Raw genomic sequence first — 23,891 nt, 5'->3', positions numbered from 1 at the left:
CGCCGCGACAACTGGTGCCCGTACGGACAATTGCGCCCGGCGTACCGGGCGCAATTGTCAGTTGCGGGAACAGTTGGCCTACGGGGTCTCGACAAGCTCGACCAGCGAGGGGACGCGATCCGCAGATCGGGTGGCTGGATGCGGGCGAGGGGCGGGTTAGCGGGAGCCGACCGTCACGACGGGGGCGCCGAGGGAGTCTTCGCTGGGCGGCATCTCGGCGGCCATACGGTTGGCCTCCTCGATCAGGGTCGCCACGATCTCGGACTCCGGCACGGTCTTGATGACCTCGCCGCGCACGAAGATCTGGCCCTTGCCGTTGCCGGAGGCCACACCGAGGTCGGCGTCACGGGCCTCGCCGGGTCCGTTGACAACACAGCCCATCACCGCGACGCGGAGCGGCACGGTCATGCCCTCGAGGCCGTCGGTGACGTCGTTGGCGAGCTTGTAGACATCCACCTGGGCCCTGCCGCAGCTGGGGCAGGAGACGATCTCGAGCTTGCGCTCGCGCAGGTTGAGCGACTGCAGGATCTGCAGGCCCACCTTGATCTCCTCGGCGGGCGGGGCGGAGAGGGACACCCGGATGGTGTCGCCGATGCCCTCGCCGAGCAGGATGCCGAACGCCGTGGCGCTCTTGATCGTGCCCTGGAAGGACGGGCCGGCCTCGGTCACACCGAGGTGCAGCGGCCAGTCGCCGCGTTCGGCGAGCAGCCGGTAGGCCTTGACCATGATCACCGGGTCGTTGTGCTTGACCGAGATCTTGAAGTCGTGGAAGTCGTGCTCCTCGAACAGGCTGGCTTCCCAGACGGCGCTCTCGACGAGCGCCTCCGGGGTGGCCTTGCCGTACTTCTGCAGCAGGCTGGGCTCGAGGGAACCGGCGTTGACGCCGATACGGATGGAGACGCCGGCGGCCTTCGCCGCGGCGGCGATCTTGCCCACCTGGTCGTCGAACTTGCGGATGTTGCCCGGGTTCACCCGCACGGCCGCGCACCCGGCGTCGATGGCCTGGTAGACGTAGCTCGGCTGGAAGTGAATGTCGGCGATCACGGGGATCTGACTCTTCTTGGCGATGATCGGCAGCGCCTCGGCGTCATCACGGCTGGGCACGGCGACCCGCACGATGTCACAGCCGGAGGCGGTGAGCTCGGCGATCTGCTGCAGCGTCGCGTTGATGTTCGTCGTCGGTGTCGTTGTCATCGACTGCACGCTGACGCGAGCGTCACCGCCGACGAGGACCTTGCCGACCTTGATCTGGCGGGACTTGCGTCGGGGTGCGAGGATTTCGGGGACTTTGGGCATACCCAGGTTTATTGCGGCCACGAATGTAGCTTACGCGTGCCTGGCTCAGATCCGCCTGAACGCCCAGCCGGGCCCGCCCGCCGGCGTCGGCGGACGGGCCGGCCGGACTGCTCCCGGTCAGCCGGCTGGCGGTGCGCCGTCCCGGTTCGCGCGGAGCACCTCGAGGCGGGCGCGGTACTCGACCTCGTCGATGTCGCCCTGGGCGAATCGTTCGGCCAGTGTCTTCTCGGCGCTGCGCGCAGCCGCCGGGCCGGCGCCATAAGGGCCGTTCGGGTAGGCGTAGGGGCGTTGGCCGTCCCAGCCCCGGCGCCAGCGGCGGCCGAAGATGGCGAAGAGCGCCACGACCACGACGATCCAGAACAGCGGGATCAGCAGGAACAGCCACCCGAATCCGCCGCCGCCCATGCCCCAGCCCGGGTGGGCGGCGAGCCCGGTGAGAACTGCAGTGGTCAGCATGATGTCTCCATTTCGTCGGGGGTTCTGGTGTGAACCGGTGCCTCCAGCGTGCCCAGTCCGGGCGGCGGGCGAATCTGCCCGCAGGAGTCACCTGCCGTACACCCGCGGGAGCACCCGACGCTGTCGTTACCGGCCGGGAGCGACCAGGCCGGCCTCGTAGGCGGCGATGACCAACTGCACCCGGTCGCGGGCGGCGAGCTTGCCCATGATGCGGGACACGTGGGTCTTCGCGGTGAGCGGGCTGAGGAACAGGCGCTGGCCGATCTCCGCGTTGGTCAGCCCGCGGCCGACGAGGCCGAGCACCTCCTTCTCCCGTTCGGTGAGCGCTATGAGGGCGCTGTCGTCGCGCGGCTCGGTCTGCCCCGACGCCATCCGGGCCAGCAGCCGCCGGGTGACGCTCGGCGAGAGCAGGCCCTCCCCCGCCGCCACGACCCGCACGGCGCGGATCAGCTCGGTCGGTTCGGTGTCTTTCACCAGGAACCCGCTCGCGCCGGCATGGATGGCCCGCGCCACGTACTCGTCGAGTTCGAAGGTGGTGACGACCACGATCCGGGTGTCCCTGAGGTCTGCGTCCCGCACGATCTGTTCGGTCGCCCAGAGTCCGTCGCCGTCCGGCATGCGGATGTCCATCAGCACGACGTCCGGACGCAGCCGCGTCACCGCAGCGACGGCGTCGCGGCCCGTTCCGGCCTCTGCCACCACGTCGAGGTCGGGTTCGGACTCGAGCAGCGACCTGAACCCGGCGCGGATCAGCTGCTGGTCGTCGGCGACGACCACCCGGATCATCCGTTGCCCCGATCGCTCTGCCCTGCGCGACCGGCGGGCAACGGGAGCCTCGCTTCGACCAGGAAACCTCCGGCTGCGGTCGGCCCGGCGCGCAGGGTGCCACCGAGCAGTTCGGCGCGTTCCCGCATGCCGAGCAGCCCACCGCCCGGTTCGACGGGCGGGAGGGGTTCCTCAGGGACGCCGCTGTCGGTCACGGTCAGCAGGTAGGCGCCCCGGTCGATGCCGAGGTACACGGATGCATCGTGCGACCGGGCATGGCGCAGCACGTTGGTGAGCGCCTCCTGGCAGATCCGGTAGAGCGCGAGCTGGGTCGCCGCCGGTGCGGCGCTCTCCACCTCGAGCACGTTGGCGTAGGCGATGCCGAGGCCCTGCGCACGGAAGGACTCGATCAGCGCCGGGAGTCCGGCCAGGTCAGGCTCCGGTGTCAGCGGCGCGCTGGGAGCCTCTGCGGGGTCGGAACGAAGGATTCCGAGCACCGTGCGCACCTCGTCGAGTGCGTTCTTGCTTGCGCTCTTGATGTTCGCGAGAGCGTCCGCGGCCTTCTGCGGCTGGCTGTCGATGAGGTGCAGGCCCACCCCGGCCTGCACGTTGATCAGGGACAGCGAATGCGCCAGCACGTCGTGCAGCTCGCGGGCGATGCGCATCCGCTCCCGCTGTTCGGCCGACAGCCGGCGGGCGTCTGCGCTGCGCCGGTGCTCGAGGATGGTCTCCCGGCGGCGTCGGAGCGCTTCGCCGGCGGCCATCAGCAGCACCAGCACGAACGTGGTGCCGGCGATCCGGAACGGATTGAAGCTGATCCCCCAGAGTCCGGCCAGCGCGATGGTGGCCACCCAGGTCAGCGCGACGGATGCGTACACCCAGATCCGCGCGCCCCGCACGATTCCCAGGACGACGGCGAAGGCCACAGCGGCGAACGGGGTGACCACGGTGGGCAGGATCAGGATCGGTGCCGCGGCGGCGACGGCACAGATCATGGCCACCGGGCCGGGAAACCGGCGAGCCATGATCAGCGCAAGCGGACCGACGAAGGCCAGCGCGAAGACCAGCAGAGCGGCCGCGGTGAAGCCGGGCTCGCCCGGGCCTGGAAGCGACTCCGCCCAGCGCCGGTTGCCGAACGGTTCCCCACCCGCAGGAAGGTTCCACCGGCCCCGCCAGAGCTGGAACGCCGTCGCCGGCACCTGGACGAGCAGCGAGACCACGACAGGCAGCCAGAGCCGTGCGGACGGCGGAAGCCGCTCGCCCGGCCAGCCCCGGCGGCGCTCCGGCCAGCCCGAGCCGTACCCGGTCGGCTCTGCGGACGATGACATGCTCCGATGCTACGTCCGCTCGCGCCGGGGAGAGGTCGCCCCGGGGATCGCATTGCCGCAGCCGGGTACTCCGGTGGGAGTAGGCCGGGGCTGCTCAGCCGAACAGGTTGATCGGCTTGACGATGTCGGCGTAGACCAGCAGCAGCGTCATGCCGCCGAGCACCACGGCCACCGCCAGGGTCAGCGGCATCAGCTTGGCCGTGTCGACGGGACCGGGGTCGCGGCGCTTGAACAGCTTCGCGAACCACCGGCGGATGCCTTCCCAGAGCGCTCCGGCCACGTGGCCTCCGTCCAGCGGCATGAGCGGCACCAGGTTGAAGACGAACAGGGCGATGTTCAGCGACGCGAGCAGCCCGATCAGGCTTGCGGCCTTGCTGGCCAGCGGGATCGTGTCGACGCTGGCGATCTCACCGGCGACCCGGCCGACGCCGACCACGCTGATCGGGCCGTTCGGGTCGCGCTCCCCCGGGCCGAACGCGGCGTTGGCCACGTCGATCAGCCGCTGCGGCAGGTTGAGAATCATGTGGAAGACGCCGGAGATGTTCTCGCCGACGGCGGGCAGCACCGCGGTTGCCGGCTGCGGCACGAGTTCGCCGGCCGGGCCGATGCCGACAAAGCCGACCTCGGTGGTTTCCTGGGCGCCGCTGGCGTCGGTGACGACGTTGCCGTCGGCATCCGTCACGTAGCGTTCGGTGAGCTTGGGGGTGATCACGAGCGTCTGCTGGGCGCCGTCGCGTTCGACGACCACCTGCAGCGGTGTGCCGGAGGACTCGCGGATGATCGCGGTGGACTGGTCCCAGCTGGTGATCGCGGTGCCGTCGATGCTCACCAGTCGGTCGCCGGGCTTGAGGCCGGCCGCGGCGCCCGGAGCGGCTTCGTCGCCCTCCGCGCAGGCCTGCCGGTCGCTGGTGGCCGGCAGCACGCAGGCGCTGACGCTGCCCACGGTGGTGCTGGCCTGGGTGGTGCCGAAGCCCATCAGCAGCACCGCGAAGAGCACCACGGCGATGAGCAGGTTCATCGTGGGCCCGCCGAGCATGATGATGACGCGCTTGTAGACCGGGAGGCGGTAGAAGGCGCGGTGATCCTCGCCCTCGCCGATGGTGTCGGCGCTGGCCTGCCGGGCCTCAGCGGCCATGCTGCTGCGGGCGGCGGGGGCCGGTTCGCCCTCCTGCACCAACTGGTTGAAGAAGCCGGTGCTGTTGTTGCGCGCTGAGCCGTCCTTGGCGGGCGGGAACATGCCGATCATCGAGATGTAGCCGCCGAGAGGGATGGCCTTGACGCCGTACTCGGTCTCGCCCTTTTTCTTCGACCACATAGTGGGGCCGAAGCCGATCATGTACTGGGTGACCTTGACCCCGAACAGCTTGGCCGGCACCAGGTGCCCGATCTCGTGCAGGCCGATGGAGAGCGCGAGGCCCACGACGACCACGGCTACGCCCAAGATGTATAACAGCACGGTTTCCACATCCGTACATTAGCCTTTTCTAGCTGCAAGGCGGCTGGCCGTTGACTGGCACCGCACCATGCGTCAAGAATTGCTCAGTATCCGCTGCTCCCCGCCCTTTTGGAGGCCTTCCCTGTCTGCACCGACCGAGCCGCTTCGTGACGAGTCACGATCCGACAGCCTGATCGGGGTGACCCTGGCGGACAGGTTCACCCTCGACAGGCTGATCGGCACCGGCGGCATGGCCACGGTCTACCAGGCCACCGACGCCTCCCTGGGCCGCACCGTGGCGGTCAAGCTGTTCCGGATGGACACCGCTGACGGCTCGGGCCCGCAACGGCAGAGCGGCGAGGTGATGGTGCTGGCCAGTCTCAACCACTTCGCGTTGGTCACCCTGTTCGACGCGGGCACCGAACAGCTCGACGGTGTCACCCGGTCGTTCATCGTGATGGAGTACGTCGACGGCTTCGACCTGCGCAGCCGCATCATCGATGGCAAGCTCCCCGCGGCCGAGGTCGCCCGGATGGGCGCCGACCTGGCCGAGGCGCTGCACTATGTGCACGCCAGGGGCATCATCCACCGCGACATCAAACCCGCCAACGTGCTCCTGGCCCCGTCCGACTTTCCCGGCCGCGTCTCGCACGCCAAGCTGGCCGACTTCGGCATTGCCCGGCTCATCGACGCCACCCACCTCACCAGCACCGGAGCCGTGCTGGGTACCGCCGGTTACCTCAGCCCGGAGCAGGCGATGGGCCACCCGATCGGGCCGCCCAGCGACGTGTACTCGCTGGGCCTGGTGCTGCTCGAGGCCGTCACCGGTGTGCGCAGCTACCCGGGCACGGCCATCGAGTCGGCCATGGCCCGGTTGCAGCGTCAACCCGAGATCCCCGCCGAGCTCGGCGCCGCGTGGCACGACGTCCTGACCGGTATGACGGCCCGCGAGCCCGGTGACCGCCTCACGTCGGCGGATGCCGCGGTGCGTTTGCGCGAATTGGTCCCGCTGGAAACCTTCGAGGCCGGAGAGTCCACCTGGGTCCCGGCGCCGATCGGTGCGACCACGGACGGAGCGACTGAGGTGCAGACGGATCTCCTGGAACGTACCGAGGCCCTGGAACGCACCCGGGCCCAGGATGCGCCCACCCGCCGCCTGCCGGCCTCCGGAGGCGACGACGTCACCCGGGCGTTCACCACGGCCGGCGAGGTCGGCTCTGCCGACACCGGGGCGACAACGGTCGCGTTCAGGCCCCAGAACGCCGGGCAGCGGTCCCAGCCGTCCGGCCCGACGCCTCGAACGTCAACCTGGCCGCGTGCCGCACTCCGGAACGCCGCCCGCCGCCCCCGCCTGGTGATCATCGGCGCCGCGGTGGCGCTGGCCGCGATTCTCGCCCTGGTCTTCCTGGTGCAGCCGGGGGACCCGGCACCCGAACCGCCCGCCTACCCCGCTGTCGACGGCGACCTCGGCACCCACCTGCAGCAGCTTCAAGAGAGCGTGACCCCATGAGCGCCACCCGGAAGTTCTTCCCCAGGGTCGTCGTCGCGCTGGCCGGCGTCGGCCTGGCCTGCGGCATGCTGGCCGGTTGCGCCGGGACGACGGCGTTGCACGCCGACGCCGCGAGCGAGTTGCAGAGCGGCGTTCTGGCCGTCAGCACGGCAGCCGCCGCGGGCGACTACACCTCGGCGCAGACCGCCCTCGACACTCTGCGCGAGAGCCTGGCCGAAGCCTCGGCCGCAGACACCGTCACGGCGGCGCGGGCCGCCGAGATCCAGGCCGCCATCGACCTCGTCGCGGCCGACCTTGCCTCGTCCATCGCCGCGAGCACCCCCGTCGAGACCACCCCGGTCGAGACCACTCCCGTCGAGACCACCGCGCCGGAGCCCGTGAGCACCGACGACGATCCCGAGGAGGCGCCTGAGGGGCCCAAGGGACCGGACAAATCCGGCGACTCCGGCCCGGACAAGCCTGGGAAAGGGGCCTGCGAAAAGAAGGGCAAGTGCGACTAGAAGACGCCTGCACCTGCTAGACAGTCCTCAGCACCTGATCGTGGTCCACGCCCCGCATGTCCGACCCCACAGCCAGGAGGATCCTCATGACCCAGCACCTTGTCGTCGGAGCCGGTTGGGTCGGCAGCGAGTTGGCTCGCCAGTTGGTGGCCCGTGGCGATGACGTGACTGTCGCCACCCGCTCCGGCACAGCCCTCGCCGGTGCCACGGCACGCTCCCTCGACGCCTCCGATCCGGTGGCCTTCTGCCTGGCGGCCGAGCGCGCACACACCATCTTCCTGTGCACCAACCCGCCATACCCCGACTGGGCCCGGCGCTGGCCGCCGGTGTTCGCAGCCGCGATCGCCGCGGCATCCGTGTCGGGCGCGAACCTCGTGGTGATGGGCAACCTCTACCCCTATGGCTCGCCAGCGGGTGCGATGACCGAGCACTCCCCCGAGACCACGACCGAGTCCAAGGGCATCATCCGCCGAGACGGCTGGCACCGCGTGCTCGACGCGCACGACCGGGGCGAAATCCGGGCCGTCGAGGTGCGCGCGAGCGACTACTTCGGCGCCGGGGTGAGCGGCACAGCCCATCTCGGCAAGGCGTTCTTCAGCGCAGTGCTGGCCTCGAAGACCGCCAGGGGCGTCGGCCGGCCAGACCTCGTGCATAGCTGGAGCTTCATCCCGGATATCGCCGCCACGATGATCGCCGCGGCCGTCTACCCGGGCTCGTGGGGACGCGTCTGGCATGTACCGAGCGGGGCATACAGCCGTACCGATATCGCCGCCCAACTCAACGCACGCTACGGCACCCACGGCACGGTCGCCGGGTACCCGCAGTGGATGCTGCGCTCGCTCGGCGCGGTGAGCCCGCTGATGCGTGAGGTTTACCAGTCCAGCTATCAGTTCCTGGTTCCGTACGTGATCGATTCGGCCGAGACCGAGCGGGAACTCGGCATCCACGCCACACCCTGGGATGAGGCGCTGGTCACCGTGGCGGAGAGCTACCGCACCCGGTAGCCGAGGTCAGCCGCCGGGCTCGCTCAGTGGCCGATGGCGTCGATGATGGTGTCGGCTGAGGCGCGGGCCCACCGCTCGGCCTCGGCGAGCGAGTCCAGGGTCAGCTCGCCCTGGGTCTCGTGGGCCTCGACGACACGCTGCACGGTGTCGACGATGTCGAGGTAGCCGATCCGCCCGGCGTGGAAGGCCAGCACGGCCTGCTCGTTCGACGCGTTGAACACCGCCGGGTAGGTGCCGCGGGCCCGGCCGACCTGCTTGGCCAGCTCCACCGCGGGGAACGCGGTGTCGTCGAGCGGCTCGAATGTCCAGGTGTGCGGAGTGGTCCAGTCGATCGGCACGCCCACCGCGGCCACCCGGTTCGGCCAGTCCAGGCCCAACGAGATGGGCAGGCGCATGTTCGGCGGCGACGCCTGGGCGATGGTGGAGCCGTCGATGAACTCGACCATCGAGTGGATGAGCGACTGCGGGTGCACGACGACGTCGATCCGGTCGTAGGGCACGTCGAAGAGCAGGTGGGCCTCGATGATCTCGAGTCCCTTGTTGACCAGGGTGGCCGAGTTGGTGGTGATGACCAGGCCCATGTCCCAGGTGGGGTGGGCGAGGGCTTCTCGCGGGGTCACGTTCGCCATCTCGGCGCGGGAGCGGCCGCGGAACGGTCCGCCGGAGGCCGTGAGCACCAGGCGGCGCACCTCGTCGGCGGTGCCGGAGCGCAGGGCCTGCGCGATGGCGGAGTGCTCGGAGTCGACCGGCACGATCTGGCCGGGCGCGGCGAGCGCCTTGACCAGGTCGCCGCCCACGATGAGCGATTCCTTGTTCGCCAGCGCCAGCGTGCGGCCGGCCGTGAGCGCGGCGAGGGTCGGGCCCAGCCCCACCGATCCGGTGATGCCGTTGAGCACGACGTCGGCGTCGACATCCCGCACCAGCTGTTCGGCCTCGGCGGCGCCCACCGCGGTGTCGTCCACGTTGTACTCCGCGGCCTGTTCGGCCAGGAGCTCCCGGTTGCTGCCGGCCGACAGGCCGACCACCTCGAACCGGGTGGGATTGGCCTTGATGACGTCGAGCGCCTGGGTTCCGATCGAGCCCGTGGACCCGAGAATGATGATTCGCTGCACGAGCCCATGCTAGGCGCACCGCTCACATATGCCGGGCCGCGACTGACCCGCGCTGTAGGGTCGTTGAGTGACCGGAGCAAAGCACGACCCAGCATCCGAGCCCGAAACCGCGCCGGATGCCCCCGTCGAACAGGTGCCGGCCTCCGACGAGATAGTCGAGCTGCCCGCCAAGCCCAAGCGGCCCGGGTTCGTCTACTTCCTCGGCTACGGCATCATGGCGCCCATCGCGCGCCTGGTCTTCCGGCCCCGCATCACCGGCAAGGAGAACATCCCCCGCGAGGGCCGCGTGATCCTGGCCAGCAACCACCTGTCGTTCATCGACAGCATCGTCATCCCGCTCACCGCGCCCCGCCGGGTGCAGTTCCTGGCCAAGTCCACATACTTCACCGGCACCGGGTTCAAGGGCTGGGTGTCACGCCAGTTCTTCACCTCGATCGGCGCCATCGGCGTGGAACGCGGCGCCGGCCAGGCCGCCCAGGTGGCCCTCGACGCCGGCAAGGAGGTGCTCGACGTGGACGGCGCCTTCGCGATCTACCCGGAGGGCACACGCTCTCTCGACGGCCGGCTCTACCGCGGCCGCACCGGCGTGGCATGGCTGGCCCTCACCACCGGCGCCGTGGTCGTGCCCGTCGGACTGATCGGCACGCAAGAGATCATGCCGGTGGGCTCGAAGATGCCGCGCATCCGCCGCATCAGCGTGAAGTTCGGCGAGCCGATCGACGTGAGCGTGCACGGCACCGCCGACTCCGGCCGGGCCCGCCGCAAGGCCACCGACGACATCATGGCCGCGATCCACGGGCTGACCGGGCAGGAACTGGCGCACAGCTACAACGAGTCGCCGCCGACCACGGTCGTGCAGCGCGTCAAGCGCGCCATCTGGTGGCGCGAACTGCGCTAGCCGCGGCCCCGCCGGCTCCACACTTAGCCCTTGCGCTCAGTGTTAGGCCTGGGATAACTTAGCCGTATGGTTCAGCATTCCTCCACGCTCGACGGCGTCTTCCAGGCCATTTCCGACCCGACCCGCCGGGCAGTTCTGGGCCGGCTCGGCTCCGGGCCGGCCAGCATCGGTGAGCTGGCCGCGCCCTTCGACATGGCCCTGCCGTCGTTCATGAAGCACATCGGTTACCTCGAGCGGGCCGGCCTGATCCGCACCCGCAAGACCGGGCGGGTGCGCATCTGCACGATCGAGCGCGACACATTCATCGTGATGGAGAGCTGGCTCAACGAGCAGCGCCGCATCTGGGAGGGCCGCACCGATCGCCTCGAGCGGTTCGCCACCTCCCCCACCACCGACCCCAGCCGCGACAAGGAGACCCCCGCATGACCACATCCGCTCACCCCGAACTCGACCTCACCGTCTCCCGCATCATCCGGGCCCCGCGCGCAGCAGTGTGGAACGCCTGGGCCGACCCGGCCAGCTTCGAACAATGGTGGGTTCCGGCACCCACGATATGCCGCGTGCGCGAGATGGACCTGCGCCCCGGCGGCTCCTTCCGCACCGAGATCAGCGACGACGGTCTCGAATTCGGCCCACACATCACCGGCTGTTTCCTCGCCGTTGACGAGCTCCAGCGCATCGTGTTCACGGATGCACTGGTCGCGGGTTGGCGCCCCGCCGACGCCTCATTCGTGACCGCCGTGATGACCATGACCGACCACCCCGACGGCACCGAGTACACCGCCACTGCGATGCACCGCAACCGAGCGGACCGCGACCAGCACGAGGAACTCGGCTTCCACGACGGCTGGGGCACCGTCATCCGCCAACTCGCCGAACTCGCGGAGCACGACGCACGTTTGGAAGGACAAAGTGGGCAAGAAAGGACCGATTCCGGGATTTCGTCCTTCTAAGGTTCCGACATCCTTTTCTCGTGACGTGACCTCAGGGGTGTGACTCGCGCTCCACATCGACCCATTCATGTCCGATGGCCTCCAGCTCGGTTGCCCCGGCGGTGACCTGGGCGACGATCGCGCCCAGCTTCTCGGCGTCGTCGCCGGCAATACTCAGCACGGCATTCTCTCCGTAGGTCGTGCCGAGGATGAGCACCCCGCGCTGGCGCAGTTCCGCCTCGATACGACCGGCGTCCGCATGGGACAGTGCGAGTCTGAAGAGTTCACGACGCTCGCGCGCCACGAGGAGGCCCCGGGACTCGGCCAGGTCGATCGTGGTGAGAACGGCGTCGGAGTAGGCGCGCACGAGACCGCCCGCGCCGAGGAGTGTGCCGCCGAAATAGCGTGTGACGACGGCAACGCAGTCGACGAGGCCGCGACCCGCAAGGGCCTCCAGCATGGGTCGGCCCGCCGTTCCCGACGGTTCACCGTCGTCGTTGGACCGGCGCACCTGATCGGGAGTGCCGCTCGGTCCGACCATGAACGCCGAGCAGTGGTGGCGCGCACCCCAGTGTTCGACGCGCGCGGCGTCGATGGCGGCACGCGCGGCATCCTCGGTGTCGACCCTGACGATACGGCAGAGGAATCTGGATCGTTTGACGTCGATCTCGGCCGAGACCCGGCTGCCGACGCCGCCGCGCAACGTGAGATCGGGCATGAGCCCAGTCTGGCGCACGCGGCTACGGTGTCGGCGTCACCATCCAGGTGCCGTTGGTCTGGATCGCCATGACTCCCGGCAGGTCCACGTCGTACACCTCGGAGAACGCTTCGGTGTTTCCGAACAACTTGGGCGAGTCGGAGGTCGTGAACACGCGTCCGGAGAACGAGTCGTCGGCGGAGGCGGGGGCGTAATCGACCGTGAGGCGGGGCACGTCGTCGGAGAGGAACAACACTGCGGGCCCGATACCCGACTGCGCGCCGGACACCGAGGGGATGTCATTCCAACTCTGCAGCGTCACCGTCCACGGCCCTTCGGCGAGCACAATGAGCGTCTGGTTGACGGGGTCGTTCTTGAAGACGTCCTTCAGGAACGAGCCGCTCATCGGCGCCGCCATTTCACCGAAGGGTGACATGCGCCCGGGCTCCGTCACGGTCGTTGTGCCGGTGCAGGCCGAGCAGTCGATATTCATGACGACAGCGAACTCACCCTGACGCTGATAGGCGACGTTCGAGGGCCCGCTCCCGGAGGCCGACGCGGAGGTGCCCTCCGCCACGACACCGGCGTCGACGGTCTGCGCCACCGGCTCCGCCGTGGCCGGCACCGTGGCGGTCGGCGTCGGGGTCGGCGTGATGAGGTCCTCGATGCGTGGCGGCGTCGTGTGCGTCGGGCTCGGAGTGGCCTCGGGCGCCGACCCCGCACATCCGCTCACGAGCAGCACCGCCGCCACGATAGTTCCCGCCAGTCCCCAACCACGTCGAATCCCCATTGCCCCACCTTTTCCTGTCTGATTACCGCATCTGTTCTGGCAACCACGTCGCGTGGTCGACAGGAATGGCTACACCTGTCGCGCCACCCCGGTGCGATACAGCACGGGAGCGAAGGCCGCGAAAACGATCGCACCGATCCAACCGCTGATCGCGCCGATTTCGGGGACAACGAAGATACCCACGGTTCCGACCAGCAGGAGTGCCGCGGCCAGAACCGCGAAAACCCTCATTCCGTACAGGGACATGAAGACCAGGTAGTGCGCGCCCACGATGATCAGCGACGCGGGAAAGAACAGGATGGGCTCGTAGGACCCGAGCGCTATGGCGATGAGAAGTCCCAGGGGAACCGTGAAGGCCGATTGCATGGCCAAGGCCGTCGACGGATGTCCTTTCGGCAGCATCGCGGACCCCGAGGTGAGCCTGAGGATCACCGCGGACAGCGGAAATATCAGCATGCCCCCGAAGAAGAGGACGGCCATTGCCGCTCCAGGCGACACAAGAAAGTAAACCGTGTTCGCCCCCGCCCACAGGATTGCGGAGACGAGCGGACCGCTATAGCCGCCGCGAAAGATGCGGCGCACGTCCGCTTGGGCGCCTGCGATGCTCATCAGTTCTGGCGACTCCACCTCATCCACCGGTGAAGCTTTCGACGGCCAGCTCGGAGCCGGCATCTGCGCACGCGGCAGACAGCGCATCCTGGCCGGTGTACCACTCCGCCGAGCCGATACCCGTCGTGCTCATGGCGCCCAGGGTGACCGACGGTGCGATGGTCTTCAACCCGGCGAGCGCGTCACTGACAGCGCCCTCCCCTCGGATGGGCACACCGTCCAGCACCCGGGTGGCCAGTCGGTACCAGCCCTGTTGCTCCTGTGCAGCCATCCGACCATCGCGCACACCGGCATCCGCGTTCACGATGATCGTGGCGGTGTCATTGAAGCCGCTGCAGCTCATCGCGTCCGTCGTCGATCCTGCGGATGCCGCCGACTCGGTCGACTCCGCGGATGCCGTCGATTCGGTCGGAGCCGCTTCGGCGCTCGCGGTGCAACCGGACAGCGTCAGAGCTCCGACCACTGCCAACGACGCAAGAATGATGGACTGTCTACTCACTGGGCCCCCCTCAGGACGTACACATCAAGGACACAGTATCGACCTTTCGGAGGCGTGCGCCCTTCTAGGCGCGAATCGTCTGGTGCGGAGGACTTGGCCGGTGCTACTATTTCGCTATGTCACGAAATAACGAAGAGGGGATCTTTGATGCCTTGGCGAACAGCAACCGCCGCCGCATTCTGCAGTTTCTTCGTGACAAAGACTTCGTTCGCGCCGGCGACATCGCCCGTGATCTGGAGATCGGACACTCAACACTTTCCGCCCACCTCAAGGTGCTTCGTCACGCCGACCTGGTGGTCTCCCGACGGCAAGGAACTGAAATTCAATACCGAGCAAACCTGACGGTCATTGAAGAAGCGATCGTTGCCCTGTCGAGATTGCGTCGTGATGACGGACCACAGGATCCACCGACCCGAGGAAAAGAGAGCTGACTCATGCCAAATCTGAGACTGTCACCAGACCTGAAAGTGCTGCGACCGGCACTCGTCACTGTCGGTGTCGCCTGCGTGACGATGGCCGTCGCCTCGGTCGTGTTCTGGCCGGACATGGCGGAGTCCCTCGTGACCAGGGCCGCGAACGGTCGGCACGGCGAAAGCGTGGTCCAGCGCTGGTTCGCCGCCGGAGCATTCCCCATCATCCTTCTTCTCCTCACCGCATTGTTCGCCGTGACACCCGAACTCGATCGAAAGCTGCGCAGGGTGATCGGACAGAAGTCCGCCCTGAATTCCGCGAACGGGGTGCGCGTGATGGGGTACTTGATCTCGGGCGTGGCGATCGCGATGACGGTGTCGCATTTTGGACTTGTGAGCGCATTCGCCGGCACGAACTTCCCAATGGCCGAGTCGATGGCGGCAAGCCTGGGGCTAATCGTCATTCTGCTCGGCAACGCTCTTCCCCTGTCCCGGTCCCAAGACCTGTCTCTGCCGCCCTACCTCCAGCGCTTGCAGGATGCCGTCGGGCCGATCTATCGGCCGGCGGCCCGTGTCCTGGTCCTAATCGGTGGCGCAACCATCGCCCTGGCGTTCGTGTCGGCCTGGGCGGCATTGCTTCTGGCAACCCTCGGCACCATCACCCTGATTCTCGGGATCTACGCGGTCGGGTTGGCGCGGATGCGAAGCCAGGCCAAGGCCTGACCTCTGCCGACGACGCTCGGCGTGCGACACAGAGCGCCACCGCGACCTCCTCGGCCACCGTCCCCTCCCGCGGCGCGCATCCGTGCAGCCCGGCGGGGCCAGCCCCCAGCCGACGTCCGTAAGCTGGAGCCATGTCTTCTTCCTTCTCGGTCAGCCAGGAGCGCAAGCTCGTCACCGCCCTCCCGGGCCCACGGTCAATCGCGCTGCAGGAACGACGCGTTCGCGCCGTGTCTGCCGGCGCAGGCACCCTCGCGAACATCTACATGGACCACGGCGCGGGAGCGATCCTGGTCGACGTCGACGGCAACCAGATCATCGACCTGGGCTGCGGCATCGGCGTGACCACCATCGGCCACGCCCACCCCGAGGTGGCCGCGGCCGCCGCCGCGCAGGCCGGCAAGCTCACCCACACGCTCTTCACCGTCACCCCGTACGAGAACTACGTGCGCGTGGCCGAGAAGCTCGCCGAGATCACCCCCGGTGACTTCGAGAAGCACTCGATCCTGGTCAACACCGGAGCCGAAGCCGTGGAGAACGCGGTGAAGATCGCCCGCAAGTACACCGGCCGCCGCGCCATCGTGAGCCTGGACCACGCCTTCCACGGCCGCACCAACCTCACCATGGCGATGACCTACCGCCCGTGGCCGGAGCGCGTGGGCATGGGCCCGTTCCCCGGTGAGATCTACAGCGTTCCCACCAGCTACCCGTACCAGGACGGCCTGTCCGGCGAGGAAGCGGCCGAGAAGACCATCGACTACATCCAGACGCACATCGGCGCCTCGGAGATCGCGGCGTTCTTCGTCGAGCCGATCCAGGGCGACGGCGGCATCGTCATCCCCGCCCCCGGCTACTTCAAGCGACTGAGCGAGTTCTGCACCGAGAACGGCATCGTCTTCGTCTCCGACGAGATCCAGGCCGGCATCGCCCGCACCGGAGCCTGGTACGGCATCGAGCACCACGGTGTGGTGCCCGACCTGGTCACCACGGCCAAGGGCATCGCCGGCGGTTTCCCGCTGGCCGCCGTCACCGGCCGCGCCGAGATCATGGACGCCGTGCAGCCCGGCGGCATCGGCGGCACCTTCGGCGGCAACCCGGTCTCGACCGCGGCGGCCCTGGCGGTGTTCGACATCATCGAGCGCGACAACCTGATCGACGAGGCCAAGCGCGTGGAGAAGGCCCTCTGGGCCCGCATCGGCGACTGGGCAGACAAATTCGACATCGTCGGCGACGTGCGCGGCAAGGGCGCCATGTTCGGCGTGGAGCTCGTGCACCCCGGCACCAAGAAGCCGTTCCCCGAGGCGCTCGCGTTCGTGCTCAAGCACGCCACCACCAACGGCGTCATCGCACTGGATGCCGGCAGCTGGGACTCCGTGCTGCGGATCATGCCGTCTGTGGTCATCTCCGAAGCCCTCATCGACGACGCCGCCTCGGTGCTCGAAGAGGCCTTCACGCTGTTCCAGGCCGCCCAGCAGTAGGGTCAGTTCGCTGGTTGAGCTTGTCGAAACCGGGTCACCGGGTCTCGACAAGCTCGACCGACGAGATGGTCATCAACCGCAAACCGGGTCACCGGGTCTACTTCGACAGGCTCAGCACAAGTCCACAAGCTCGACCGACGAGATGGGAACCGACCGCAGACCGGGCTACGCGGCCTAGAGCACCGAGGCCGGTGCGGCCACGATGGTGACCGCTTCGTGGCCCACCGGGAAGTTGACCGACGCCGCGATGAAACAGGCCTTGGCCGCCTCGGCGTGCAGGGACTCGGCGAGTTCGGCCTGGTCCGGGTCGGCGATGGTGACCCGGGGGCGCAGGGTTGCGGCGGTGAAGTGACCGCCACCATCCGCCGTCTGCGCCATGGTGCCGATCGCATCGTCGGAGTAGTCGACCACGATCACCCCGTGGTTCACGGCCACGTGCAGGTAGGACAGCATGTGGCACTGGCTGAGGGCGGCCAGGAGCAGCTCCTCGGGGTTCCACCGGTCGGCGTTGCCGTGGAAGGTGCGATCGGCCGAACCGGCGATCGGCTCCTTACCGGCGGAGGTGAGGGTGTGCTCCCGGCCATAGGTGCGGTAGCTGCTCGTGCCGGTGCCCCGGTTGCCGGTCCACTGGGTCTGCACGGCGTAGTGATGTGCACCGATCATGGTGACTCCTTCGGGATAAACGCGTCACTGTTAATTCTCGCAGGGAATCATCGTGGCCGCGGGGGAACCGGCCGGTAAACTGGCCCCATCATGACTGACACGTTGACTGACTCCGCTGCCTCCTCCTCCACCCCGGCTCCCGTGTATTCGGTGAGCCAGGAACGCAAGATCGTCACTGCGATCCCGGGTCCGCGTTCCACGGAGATGCACCAGCGACGCCTGGCTGCGGTGTCCACGGGCGTCAGCTCCGCCCTGCCCGTGTACATCAAGAAAGCCAGCGGCGCCATCGTCGTCGACCTCGACGACAACCAGTTCATCGACCTCGGCGCCGGAATCGGTGTGACCACCGTCGGACACTCCGAGACCAGCGTCGTCGCCGCCGCGACCGACCAGCTGGGTGATTTCGTGCACACCCTCTTCACCATCACCCCGTACGAGGAATACGTGCGCGTCGCCGAACTGCTCGCGGCCCACACCCCCGGCAGCTTCGCCAAGAAGAGCGTGCTGATCAACTCCGGCGCTGAGGCCGTGGAGAACGGCGTGAAGATCGCCCGCAAGTACACCGGCCGCCGCGCGGTTGCCGTGCTCGACCACGCCTACCACGGCCGCACCGTGCTCACCATGGCGATGAACTACAAGGCGGCGCCCTACGCCACCGGCTACGGCCCGCTCGCCAGCGACGTGTACCACGCCCCCAATTCCTACCCGTACCACGACGGCCTCACCGGTGAGCAGGCCGCGGCCCGCACCATCGCGTACCTCGAGAAGGTCATCGGCGCCAGCGACCTGGCCTGCCTCGTGGTCGAACCGATCCAGGGCGAGGGCGGCTTCATGGTTCCCGCCGAGGGCTACCTGCCGCTGCTGCAGGAATGGTGCACCGCCAACGGCGTCGTCATGATCGCCGACGAGATCCAGAGCGGCATGGCCCGCACCGGCGCCTACTTCGCCAGCGAGCACTTCGGCTGGGAACCCGACCTGGTGCTCGTGGCCAAGGGCATCGCCGGCGGCATGCCGCTGGCCGCCGTGACCGGCCGCGCCGAGATCCTCGACGCGTCCCAGCCCGGCGGCCTCGGCGGCACCTTCGGTGGCAACCCCGTCGCCTGCGCCGCCGCGATCGCCGTGTTCGACGCGATCGAGCGCAACAATCTCCTGGCCGAGGGCCAGCGCATCGAGAAGACCCTCCGCGCCGGTCTGACCGCACTGGCCGACAAGCACGACATCATCGGCGACATCCGCGGCCGCGGCGCCATGATCGCCATCGAGCTCGTGCAGCCCGGCACCCAGACGACGACCAAGGCGCCCAACGCCGCCGCCGTCACCGCGATCGCCGCTTACGCGGCTCAGCACGGTGTGCTGCTGCTCACCGCGGGCACCTACGGCAACGTGCTGCGGTTCCTGCCCAGCCTGGCCGTCACGGATGCCCTGCTGGCCGACGCCCTGTCGGTCATCGACGACGCGATGGCGACACTGTAACCGTGACGAGCACCACGAGTTCCGCCGCATTCGGTGCGGCCGGCCCCTCCGGCAGCGCGGGAACCATCGAGGTGATCGACTCGGTTGAGCTCGCCGTCGTCGAACGGTCCGGTTTCATCGAATCCCGGCACGCCGGCGCGGCCGTACTTCTCGGCAGTGACGGCGCCGTGCTGCGCGCGCTCGGCGACGTCAACGCGCCGGTGTTCCCGCGCTCGTCGATGAAGCCGTTCCAGGCCATCGCGGTCATGGCCAGCGGCGTCGTGCTGCGCGGGGAGGATGCCGCGATCGCGACGTCCAGCCACTCCGGCACCCAGAAGCACACCGACCTGGTGCGTGGGCTGCTCGCCCGCGCCGGTCTCTCCGAGGCCGACCTCGGCTGCACGCCCACCTGGCCGGGAGACTCCGCCACCCGGGACGGCCTCGTGCGCCAGGGCGCCGGCCCCGCCCCGATCTACTCCGACTGCTCGGGCAAGCACGCGGCGATGCTCGTCGCCTGCGTGCAGAACCACTGGCCGATCGTGGGCTACCTCGACCCGGAGCATCCGCTGCAGAAGCGCATTCTCGACGTCGTGGAGCGCTTCACCGGCGAACGTCCGACTGCCTCGGGCGTCGACGGATGCGGCGCCCCCGTGCACGCACTCTCCCTCACGGCACTGGCCCGCGGCATCGCCCGCATTGCCACGTCCAAGTCGACTTCGCCCTTCGCCATCTACCGTGAGGCCGGCTTCCTGGCCGAGGCCGTGCGGGAGAACGGCTGGGTCATTGCCGGCCCCGGGCTGCCGGACTCGATCGCGATCGAGCGTCTGGGCCTGTTCGTCAAGGGCGGCGCAGAGGGCATCATGGTGGCCTCGGCCGACAACGGCATGACCGTGGCGCTGAAGATCCTCGACGGCAACCTGCGGGCGGCCACCATCGTGGCGCTGAGCCTGCTGGCGGATGCCGGCGCGGTGCCCCGCTCCGAGGTCGACGCCATCATCCCCGAGCTCAAGCTCGCGGTCTTCGGCGGCGGCCAGCCCATCGGGCAGATCCGCGCCAGCTACGTCTGACCGACTCGGGACTCACGCACCGCAGATCGACCCGCGCACACGTCACCAGGTCTCGACTGGCTCGACCACCGACCGCCTCACGGTCACGCGTTAGCCCTGGCGGGCCTGACGCTTGGCCCGGGCGGCCGCGGATACCTGCGCGGTCACCACGATCACCAGGGCCAGGATGAACACCGCCGACGCGATCACATTCGCCTCGGCGGGGATACCGCGTGACGCCGAAATGTAGATGTACTTGGGGAACGTGGTCACCGCCCCCGAGTTGAAGTTCGTGATGATGAAATCGTCGAAGCTCAGCGCGAACGACAGCAGCGCGGCGGCGAGGATGCCGGGCAGCAGCAGCGGGAAGGTGATCCGGGCGAACACCTGGGCGGGCGAGCCGTACAGGTCGCGCCCCGCCTCCTCCAGCGCCGGGTCGAGTCCGGCCACGCGGGCCTTCACGGTCACCACGACGAAGCTGATGCAGAACATCGTGTGCGCCAGGATGATCGTGAGCATGTCCTTGGGCACCCCCAGCGACAGGAACTGTGCGGCCAGACCGGCGCCGAGCACCACCTCGGGGGTCGCCATCGGCAGGAACAGGAGCAGGCTGGTGCCGGCCCGGAACCGGAACCGGTAACGCACCAGGGCGATCGCGATCATGGTGCCCAGCGTCGTGGCGATCACGGTGGCCACCACCCCGATGATCAGGCTGTTTCCGAAGGCCTCGCAGACCGCGCCGTTCTGCACCGCGCAGACGTTGAGCCACTTGTCGAAGGTGAAGCCGCGCCAGGTGATGTTGGACTTGAGCGAGTCATTGAACGAGAAGACGAAGGTGTAGACGATCGGGATCATCAGGAAGATCAGCGCGAGCGCCGAATAGACCGGCAGTAGCCACTTGCCCAGCGAGAATCGGGTCACAGCAGTTCCTCCGTTCCGCTTCTCTTCACGTAGACGCCCACGATCACGAGGATCACGGTCATCAGGATGATCGACAGGGCCGCTGCCGCCGGGTAGTTCAACAGCACGAGGAAGTTCGCCTCGATCACATTGCCGATCATCTGGGTATCCGCCCCGCCGAGGAAGTCGCGGCTGGCGTTGATGTAGTCGCCGGCAGCGGGGATGAAGGTGAGCAGCGTGCCGGCCACGATGCCGGGCATCGACAGTGGGATGGTGACGGTGCGGAAGGTGTGGAACCCGCTGGCGTACAGGTCGTTGCCGGCCTCCAGGTAGCGCAGGTCCAGTCGCTCCAGGGTGGTGTAGAGCGGCAGCGTCATGAACGGGATGAAGTTGTAGGTCAGCCCGAAGATCACCGAGAACGCCGTGCCGGTGAGGTGCGCATCCGGCGCCAGCAGCGACACCGCCTTGAGCGATGTCACGAGGAACGACTCGTCGGAGAGGATCTGCTTCCAGGCCAGGGTGCGCAGCAGGAAGCTGATGAAGAACGGTGCGATCACGAGCACCAGCATCAGGCTCTGCAGCAGAGGCCATTTGCGGGCCGTGACCCCGATGAAGTACGCCAGCGGGTAGCTGAACGCCAGCGCCAGCACCGTGGCGACGATGGCGTAGCCGAACGAGCGCAGGATGTGCGGCCAGTACTGCTCGATCACCGCCACGTAGTTCTCCCACCGGAACGCGTAGCTGTACATGCCGATGTCGCCGAACTCGGTCGGCGCCTGCAGGGACGTGAGGATCAGTGACACCAGCGGGGCCAGGAAGAACAGCACCAGGTAGAGGATTCCGGGCAGCAGCAGGAGCAGCGCCACGTTGCTGCGGCGGCGCGGCGGCGCATCGGCGGGCGGTGCTGCCGTGCTGGAGAACGCGGCGAAGGCCATTCCTAGGCCTCCTCGAGCTCCGTGACGAGGGCGGCCCGGCGCTGCGCCGCGATGCTCTTGGTGGTGGTGTCGGCGACGAACTTGGGGTCCGGCCCTGCCGGGTCGTCGTCCAGGCCGAAGCCGTGTTCCACGTTCCAGGTCATCCAGACCTCGTCGCCCTCGCCCTCGACGGGGCCGAAGGAGCGGTTCTGTTCGAACACGATGATGGTGCCCACCCCGGGCACCGTGACGAGGTACTGGGTGCTCACTCCGGTGAACGACACATCCGTCACCCGGCCGGGGCCGATCACGTTGTGGGCGGGGTCCGGCTCCGGCTTCTGCCGATGCAGGGTGATCTTCTCGGGCCGGACCCCCACGGTGACATCACCGGCGTGCCGGTGCGAGCGGGCCTTGGGCACCACGATGCTGCGCCCGGCAACGTCGACGGCTATCGAGGTGCTGGTCTCCCCCACCACGGCCCCGGTGAAGAGGTTGGACTGGCCGAGGAAGTTGGCCACGAAGGCCGTGCGCGGCAGCTCGTAGAGCAGTTCGGGGGTGCCCATCTGCTCGATGCGGCCCTTGTTCATCACCGCGATGGTATCGGCCATGGTCATGGCCTCCTCCTGGTCGTGGGTGACGTGCAGGAACGTGAGGCCGACCTCCTCCTGGATGGTCTTGAGCTCGAGTTGCATCTGGCGGCGGAGCTTGAGGTCGAGCGCGCCGAGCGGTTCGTCGAGCAGCAAGAGCGCCGGCCGGTTCACGATGGCACGGGCCAGCGCCACCCGCTGCTGCTGCCCGCCGGAGAGCTGCACGGGTTTGCGGGCGGCCAGGTGGTCGAGTTCCACCAGTCGCAGCGCCTCGTGGGCTTTGGCCACGGCATCCGCGATCTTGCGCCGGCGCAGGCCGAACGCCACGTTCTCGAGCACGGTCATGTGCGGGAACAGTGCGTAGCTCTGGAACACCGTGTTCACCGGGCGTTGGTAGGCCTTCTGCCCGGTGACGTCCTGGCCGCCGATCAGGATGCGCCCGCCGGTGGGGTCTTCCAGCCCCGCCACGAGCCGCAGGGTGGTGGTCTTGCCGCAGCCGGAGGGGCCGAGCAGGGCGAAGAACGAACCGGCCGGGATGACCAGGTTGAGGTGTTCGATGGCGGTGAAGCCGGGGAACCGTTTCTGGATGCCGACGAGTTCGAGGTCGGCGCCGCGGTCGGCGAACGCTCCGGTGGCCACGCGTCAGGCTCCCAGCAGGATGCTCTGGAACTCTGCCCCGTAGGTCTGTTCTTCGGCGCCGGTGAGGGTGCGGAACACCTTGGCCTTGGCGAGGGTGGCGTCGTCGGGGAAGATCAACGGGTTGTCGGCCAGTTCGGGGTCGATCTCCATGGCCGCCTCCTTGGCCCCGGCCACCGGGGTGATGAAGTTGACGTACGCGGCGACCTCGGCGGCCACGGCGGGGTCGTAGTAGTAGTTGATGAGCGCTTCGGCGTTGGCCTTGTGCGCGGAGCCGATCGGCACGACGAAGTTGTCGTTCCAGATGGTGCCGCCCTTGTCGGGCACCACGAACCCCCACTTGTCGCCGTTCTCGGCGTTCAGCTGCACGATGTCGCCCGACCACACGATGGCGGCGAGGCTGTCGCCGTTGACGAGGTCTTCCTTGTAGGAGTTGCCCTTGATGTTGCGCACCTGGCCGTCGCTGACCTGCTTCTTGAGCACCTCGATCGCGGCGGTGAAGTCGTCGTCACCCCAGTCGCCGGAGATGTCGACGCCCGCGTCGAGCATGATCAGGCCCATGGTGTCGCGCATCTCGGAGAGCACGCCGACGCGGCCCTTGAGTTCGGGTGTGCTCCACAGCTGTTCGACAGACGTGATGCCGTCGGGGAACTTCTCCTTGTTCCAGCAGATACCGGCGAAGCCGCCCTGCCACGGCACCGACAGCTCCCGGCCCGGGTCGAAGTCGACATCCTTCAGGTTGGGCAGCAGATTGGCAAGGTTGGGGATGTTGGCGTGGTCGAGTTCCTGCAGGTAACCGAACCGGGCGAGCCGGCCGACCATCCAGTCGGTGAGGCATACCGTGTCGGCGCCGATGTCCTTGCCCAGGGCCAGCTGGTCCTTCACCTTGCCGTAGTACGTGTTGTTGTCATCGACGGCCTCGGTGTAATTCACCTTGATGCCGGTCTCCGCCGTGAACGCCTCGAGGGTGGGGTAGTTGCCGGCGTCGTCCACGTCGATGTAGAGCGCCCAGTTGTCCCAGCGCAGGGTCTTCTCGCTCGCCGACTTGTCGGTGGCCGCGGTGGGCCTGGCCGCACTGCCTGTGGAACAGGCGGCGAGCGCCAGGGCTGCCGCACCGGCACCCGCGCCGGCCAGGAGAGCGCGGCGCCCCATCTGGGCGCGCTGGGCCTGCTGTACGAGTTGACGGATCATCGGGTCTGCGGGCAGGGCCATGGGGCGGTCTCCTTGCATTCTTCAGCGGCCGCTCCATCGAGG

At 68.4% G+C, this 23,891-nt stretch carries 26 protein-coding genes; 11 read left to right on the top strand and 15 right to left on the bottom strand.

Going from position 1 to position 23,891, the window contains the following annotated elements; genetic code table 11:
- Positions 1-156: 156 nt before the first annotated feature.
- From ispG to PA27867_RS04420, 5 genes are all read right to left on the bottom strand, one after another.
- Positions 157-1,317, bottom strand: a complete 1,161-nt coding sequence (gene ispG / locus PA27867_RS04440) for a flavodoxin-dependent (E)-4-hydroxy-3-methylbut-2-enyl-diphosphate synthase (protein ID WP_181445866.1) — start codon at positions 1,315-1,317, stop codon at positions 157-159.
- A 96-nt stretch (positions 1,318-1,413) separates the two neighbouring features.
- Entirely contained in the window at positions 1,414-1,752 is a 339-nt protein-coding gene (locus tag PA27867_RS04435) for an SHOCT domain-containing protein (protein ID WP_236900837.1), read from the bottom strand.
- Positions 1,753-1,878: 126 nt separating this feature from the next.
- Positions 1,879-2,538, bottom strand: a complete 660-nt coding sequence (locus PA27867_RS04430) for a response regulator (protein WP_066593846.1) — start codon at positions 2,536-2,538, stop codon at positions 1,879-1,881.
- Positions 2,535-3,845, bottom strand: coding sequence for a sensor histidine kinase (locus PA27867_RS04425; protein ID WP_066593843.1), 1,311 nt, complete (start codon positions 3,843-3,845; stop codon positions 2,535-2,537). The genes PA27867_RS04430 and PA27867_RS04425 overlap by 4 nt, the downstream gene beginning before the upstream one ends.
- Positions 3,846-3,939: 94 nt before the next feature.
- Complete coding sequence (locus tag PA27867_RS04420) at positions 3,940-5,310, bottom strand: M50 family metallopeptidase (protein WP_208857299.1); 1,371 nt, start codon at positions 5,308-5,310, stop codon at positions 3,940-3,942.
- A gap of 169 nt (positions 5,311-5,479) precedes the next feature.
- Between PA27867_RS04420 and PA27867_RS04415 the strand changes: the two genes are divergently transcribed.
- The 3 genes from PA27867_RS04415 (at position 5,480) to PA27867_RS04405 (ending at position 8,294) form a co-directional block, all read left to right on the top strand.
- A complete protein-coding gene (locus PA27867_RS04415; protein WP_236900836.1) occupies positions 5,480-6,790 on the top strand; it encodes a serine/threonine-protein kinase in 1,311 nt (436 codons plus the stop codon).
- Positions 6,787-7,290 (top strand): hypothetical protein, encoded by a 504-nt coding sequence (locus PA27867_RS04410; RefSeq protein WP_066593841.1) that lies wholly within the window; start codon positions 6,787-6,789, stop codon positions 7,288-7,290. Before PA27867_RS04415 ends, PA27867_RS04410 begins: the two co-directional genes overlap by 4 nt.
- Before the next feature lie 86 nt (positions 7,291-7,376).
- On the top strand, positions 7,377-8,294 hold the full coding sequence (locus PA27867_RS04405) for an NAD(P)-binding domain-containing protein (protein WP_066593839.1): 918 nt from the start codon (positions 7,377-7,379) through the stop codon (positions 8,292-8,294).
- Positions 8,295-8,317: 23 nt separating this feature from the next.
- On the opposite strand, the gene PA27867_RS04400 is transcribed toward PA27867_RS04405, so the two are convergent.
- Positions 8,318-9,406 carry a 1-deoxy-D-xylulose-5-phosphate reductoisomerase gene (locus PA27867_RS04400; RefSeq protein WP_066593837.1) on the bottom strand — a complete coding sequence of 363 codons (1,089 nt, stop codon included), beginning with the start codon at positions 9,404-9,406 and terminating at the stop codon, positions 8,318-8,320.
- A gap of 67 nt (positions 9,407-9,473) precedes the next feature.
- Between PA27867_RS04400 and PA27867_RS04395 the strand changes: the two genes are divergently transcribed.
- The 3 genes from PA27867_RS04395 (at position 9,474) to PA27867_RS04385 (ending at position 11,257) form a co-directional block, all read left to right on the top strand.
- The gene (locus PA27867_RS04395) at positions 9,474-10,304 is read left to right on the top strand and encodes a lysophospholipid acyltransferase family protein (protein ID WP_420480687.1); all 831 of its coding nucleotides are present in this window, start codon (positions 9,474-9,476) and stop codon (positions 10,302-10,304) included.
- Positions 10,305-10,370: 66 nt separating this feature from the next.
- Positions 10,371-10,730 carry an ArsR/SmtB family transcription factor gene (locus PA27867_RS04390; protein WP_066593834.1) on the top strand — a complete coding sequence of 120 codons (360 nt, stop codon included), beginning with the start codon at positions 10,371-10,373 and terminating at the stop codon, positions 10,728-10,730.
- Positions 10,727-11,257 (top strand): SRPBCC family protein, encoded by a 531-nt coding sequence (locus tag PA27867_RS04385; RefSeq protein WP_084020686.1) that lies wholly within the window; start codon positions 10,727-10,729, stop codon positions 11,255-11,257. The genes PA27867_RS04390 and PA27867_RS04385 overlap by 4 nt, the downstream gene beginning before the upstream one ends.
- A gap of 31 nt (positions 11,258-11,288) precedes the next feature.
- Here the strand turns inward: PA27867_RS04385 and PA27867_RS04380 are convergent, their stop codons facing one another.
- The 4 genes from PA27867_RS04380 to PA27867_RS04365 all read right to left on the bottom strand — a co-directional run bounded on the left by PA27867_RS04380 (position 11,289) and on the right by PA27867_RS04365 (position 13,831).
- Positions 11,289-11,954, bottom strand: a complete 666-nt coding sequence (locus tag PA27867_RS04380; RefSeq protein WP_066593832.1) for an IMPACT family protein — start codon at positions 11,952-11,954, stop codon at positions 11,289-11,291.
- A 22-nt stretch (positions 11,955-11,976) separates the two neighbouring features.
- Positions 11,977-12,723, bottom strand: a complete 747-nt coding sequence (locus PA27867_RS04375) for a hypothetical protein (RefSeq protein ID WP_157109117.1) — start codon at positions 12,721-12,723, stop codon at positions 11,977-11,979.
- Between the two features lie 69 nt (positions 12,724-12,792).
- On the bottom strand, positions 12,793-13,359 hold the full coding sequence (locus PA27867_RS04370; protein ID WP_066593828.1) for a DUF7010 family protein: 567 nt from the start codon (positions 13,357-13,359) through the stop codon (positions 12,793-12,795).
- Positions 13,352-13,831 carry a hypothetical protein gene (locus tag PA27867_RS04365; protein WP_157109116.1) on the bottom strand — a complete coding sequence of 160 codons (480 nt, stop codon included), beginning with the start codon at positions 13,829-13,831 and terminating at the stop codon, positions 13,352-13,354. Before PA27867_RS04365 ends, PA27867_RS04370 begins: the two co-directional genes overlap by 8 nt.
- A 116-nt stretch (positions 13,832-13,947) precedes the next feature.
- Here PA27867_RS04365 and PA27867_RS20165 point away from each other — a divergent pair, with 116 nt between their 5' ends.
- The 3 genes from PA27867_RS20165 (at position 13,948) to PA27867_RS04355 (ending at position 16,439) form a co-directional block, all read left to right on the top strand.
- Positions 13,948-14,262 carry a metalloregulator ArsR/SmtB family transcription factor gene (locus tag PA27867_RS20165; RefSeq protein WP_084020684.1) on the top strand — a complete coding sequence of 105 codons (315 nt, stop codon included), beginning with the start codon at positions 13,948-13,950 and terminating at the stop codon, positions 14,260-14,262.
- A 3-nt stretch (positions 14,263-14,265) separates the two neighbouring features.
- Positions 14,266-14,964: a hypothetical protein gene (locus tag PA27867_RS04360; RefSeq protein WP_157109115.1), complete on the top strand. Its 699-nt coding sequence runs from the start codon at positions 14,266-14,268 to the stop codon at positions 14,962-14,964.
- A 131-nt stretch (positions 14,965-15,095) separates the two neighbouring features.
- Positions 15,096-16,439: an aminotransferase class III-fold pyridoxal phosphate-dependent enzyme gene (locus PA27867_RS04355; RefSeq protein ID WP_066593815.1), complete on the top strand. Its 1,344-nt coding sequence runs from the start codon at positions 15,096-15,098 to the stop codon at positions 16,437-16,439.
- A gap of 174 nt (positions 16,440-16,613) precedes the next feature.
- Here the strand turns inward: PA27867_RS04355 and PA27867_RS04350 are convergent, their stop codons facing one another.
- Positions 16,614-17,102: an OsmC family protein gene (locus tag PA27867_RS04350; protein ID WP_066593813.1), complete on the bottom strand. Its 489-nt coding sequence runs from the start codon at positions 17,100-17,102 to the stop codon at positions 16,614-16,616.
- 90 nt (positions 17,103-17,192) lie between these two features.
- Between PA27867_RS04350 and gabT the strand changes: the two genes are divergently transcribed.
- Together gabT and PA27867_RS04340 are read left to right on the top strand one after the other, a co-directional pair.
- Positions 17,193-18,575 (top strand): 4-aminobutyrate--2-oxoglutarate transaminase, encoded by a 1,383-nt coding sequence (gabT, locus tag PA27867_RS04345; protein ID WP_066593806.1) that lies wholly within the window; start codon positions 17,193-17,195, stop codon positions 18,573-18,575.
- Positions 18,576-18,577: 2 nt separating this feature from the next.
- Complete coding sequence (locus PA27867_RS04340) at positions 18,578-19,621, top strand: asparaginase (RefSeq protein WP_084020682.1); 1,044 nt, start codon at positions 18,578-18,580, stop codon at positions 19,619-19,621.
- Positions 19,622-19,711: 90 nt separating this feature from the next.
- On the opposite strand, the gene PA27867_RS04335 is transcribed toward PA27867_RS04340, so the two are convergent.
- The 4 genes from PA27867_RS04335 to PA27867_RS04320 are packed head-to-tail and all read right to left on the bottom strand — an operon-like array spanning position 19,712 to position 23,849.
- Positions 19,712-20,521 carry an ABC transporter permease gene (locus PA27867_RS04335; protein WP_066593800.1) on the bottom strand — a complete coding sequence of 270 codons (810 nt, stop codon included), beginning with the start codon at positions 20,519-20,521 and terminating at the stop codon, positions 19,712-19,714.
- A complete protein-coding gene (locus PA27867_RS04330; protein ID WP_066593794.1) occupies positions 20,518-21,435 on the bottom strand; it encodes an ABC transporter permease in 918 nt (305 codons plus the stop codon). The genes PA27867_RS04335 and PA27867_RS04330 overlap by 4 nt, the downstream gene beginning before the upstream one ends.
- 2 nt (positions 21,436-21,437) lie before the next feature.
- Positions 21,438-22,640 (bottom strand): ABC transporter ATP-binding protein, encoded by a 1,203-nt coding sequence (locus PA27867_RS04325; RefSeq protein ID WP_066593790.1) that lies wholly within the window; start codon positions 22,638-22,640, stop codon positions 21,438-21,440.
- 3 nt (positions 22,641-22,643) lie between these two features.
- Positions 22,644-23,849, bottom strand: coding sequence for an ABC transporter substrate-binding protein (locus tag PA27867_RS04320; RefSeq protein WP_236900835.1), 1,206 nt, complete (start codon positions 23,847-23,849; stop codon positions 22,644-22,646).
- Positions 23,850-23,891: the final 42 nt, after the last annotated feature.

The sequence above is a fragment of the Cryobacterium arcticum genome (assembly GCF_001679725.1).
GTDB lineage: Bacteria > Actinomycetota > Actinomycetes > Actinomycetales > Microbacteriaceae > Cryobacterium > Cryobacterium arcticum_A.
The sequence above is the reverse complement of the archived record's forward strand: the minus strand, read 5'-3'. Positions and strand labels throughout refer to the sequence as shown.

What these genes read in the sequence shown, in the direction of transcription:
- PA27867_RS04435 (WP_236900837.1), bottom strand. Translation starts at nt 1,752, where the DNA reads ATGCTGACCACTGCAGTTCTCACCGGGCTCGCCGCCCACCCGGGCTGG.
- PA27867_RS04430 (WP_066593846.1), bottom strand. Translation starts at nt 2,538, where the DNA reads ATGATCCGGGTGGTCGTCGCCGACGACCAGCAGCTGATCCGCGCCGGG.
- PA27867_RS04425 (WP_066593843.1), bottom strand. Translation starts at nt 3,845, where the DNA reads ATGTCATCGTCCGCAGAGCCGACCGGGTACGGCTCGGGCTGGCCGGAG.
- PA27867_RS04410 (WP_066593841.1), top strand. Translation starts at nt 6,787, where the DNA reads ATGAGCGCCACCCGGAAGTTCTTCCCCAGGGTCGTCGTCGCGCTGGCC.
- PA27867_RS04405 (WP_066593839.1), top strand. Translation starts at nt 7,377, where the DNA reads ATGACCCAGCACCTTGTCGTCGGAGCCGGTTGGGTCGGCAGCGAGTTG.
- PA27867_RS04390 (WP_066593834.1), top strand. Translation starts at nt 10,371, where the DNA reads ATGGTTCAGCATTCCTCCACGCTCGACGGCGTCTTCCAGGCCATTTCC.
- PA27867_RS04385 (WP_084020686.1), top strand. Translation starts at nt 10,727, where the DNA reads ATGACCACATCCGCTCACCCCGAACTCGACCTCACCGTCTCCCGCATC.
- PA27867_RS04380 (WP_066593832.1), bottom strand. Translation starts at nt 11,954, where the DNA reads ATGCCCGATCTCACGTTGCGCGGCGGCGTCGGCAGCCGGGTCTCGGCC.
- PA27867_RS04375 (WP_157109117.1), bottom strand. Translation starts at nt 12,723, where the DNA reads ATGGGGATTCGACGTGGTTGGGGACTGGCGGGAACTATCGTGGCGGCG.
- PA27867_RS20165 (WP_084020684.1), top strand. Translation starts at nt 13,948, where the DNA reads ATGTCACGAAATAACGAAGAGGGGATCTTTGATGCCTTGGCGAACAGC.
- PA27867_RS04360 (WP_157109115.1), top strand. Translation starts at nt 14,266, where the DNA reads ATGCCAAATCTGAGACTGTCACCAGACCTGAAAGTGCTGCGACCGGCA.
- PA27867_RS04355 (WP_066593815.1), top strand. Translation starts at nt 15,096, where the DNA reads ATGTCTTCTTCCTTCTCGGTCAGCCAGGAGCGCAAGCTCGTCACCGCC.
- PA27867_RS04350 (WP_066593813.1), bottom strand. Translation starts at nt 17,102, where the DNA reads ATGATCGGTGCACATCACTACGCCGTGCAGACCCAGTGGACCGGCAAC.
- gabT (WP_066593806.1), top strand. Translation starts at nt 17,193, where the DNA reads ATGACTGACACGTTGACTGACTCCGCTGCCTCCTCCTCCACCCCGGCT.
- PA27867_RS04330 (WP_066593794.1), bottom strand. Translation starts at nt 21,435, where the DNA reads ATGGCCTTCGCCGCGTTCTCCAGCACGGCAGCACCGCCCGCCGATGCG.
- PA27867_RS04320 (WP_236900835.1), bottom strand. Translation starts at nt 23,849, where the DNA reads ATGGCCCTGCCCGCAGACCCGATGATCCGTCAACTCGTACAGCAGGCC.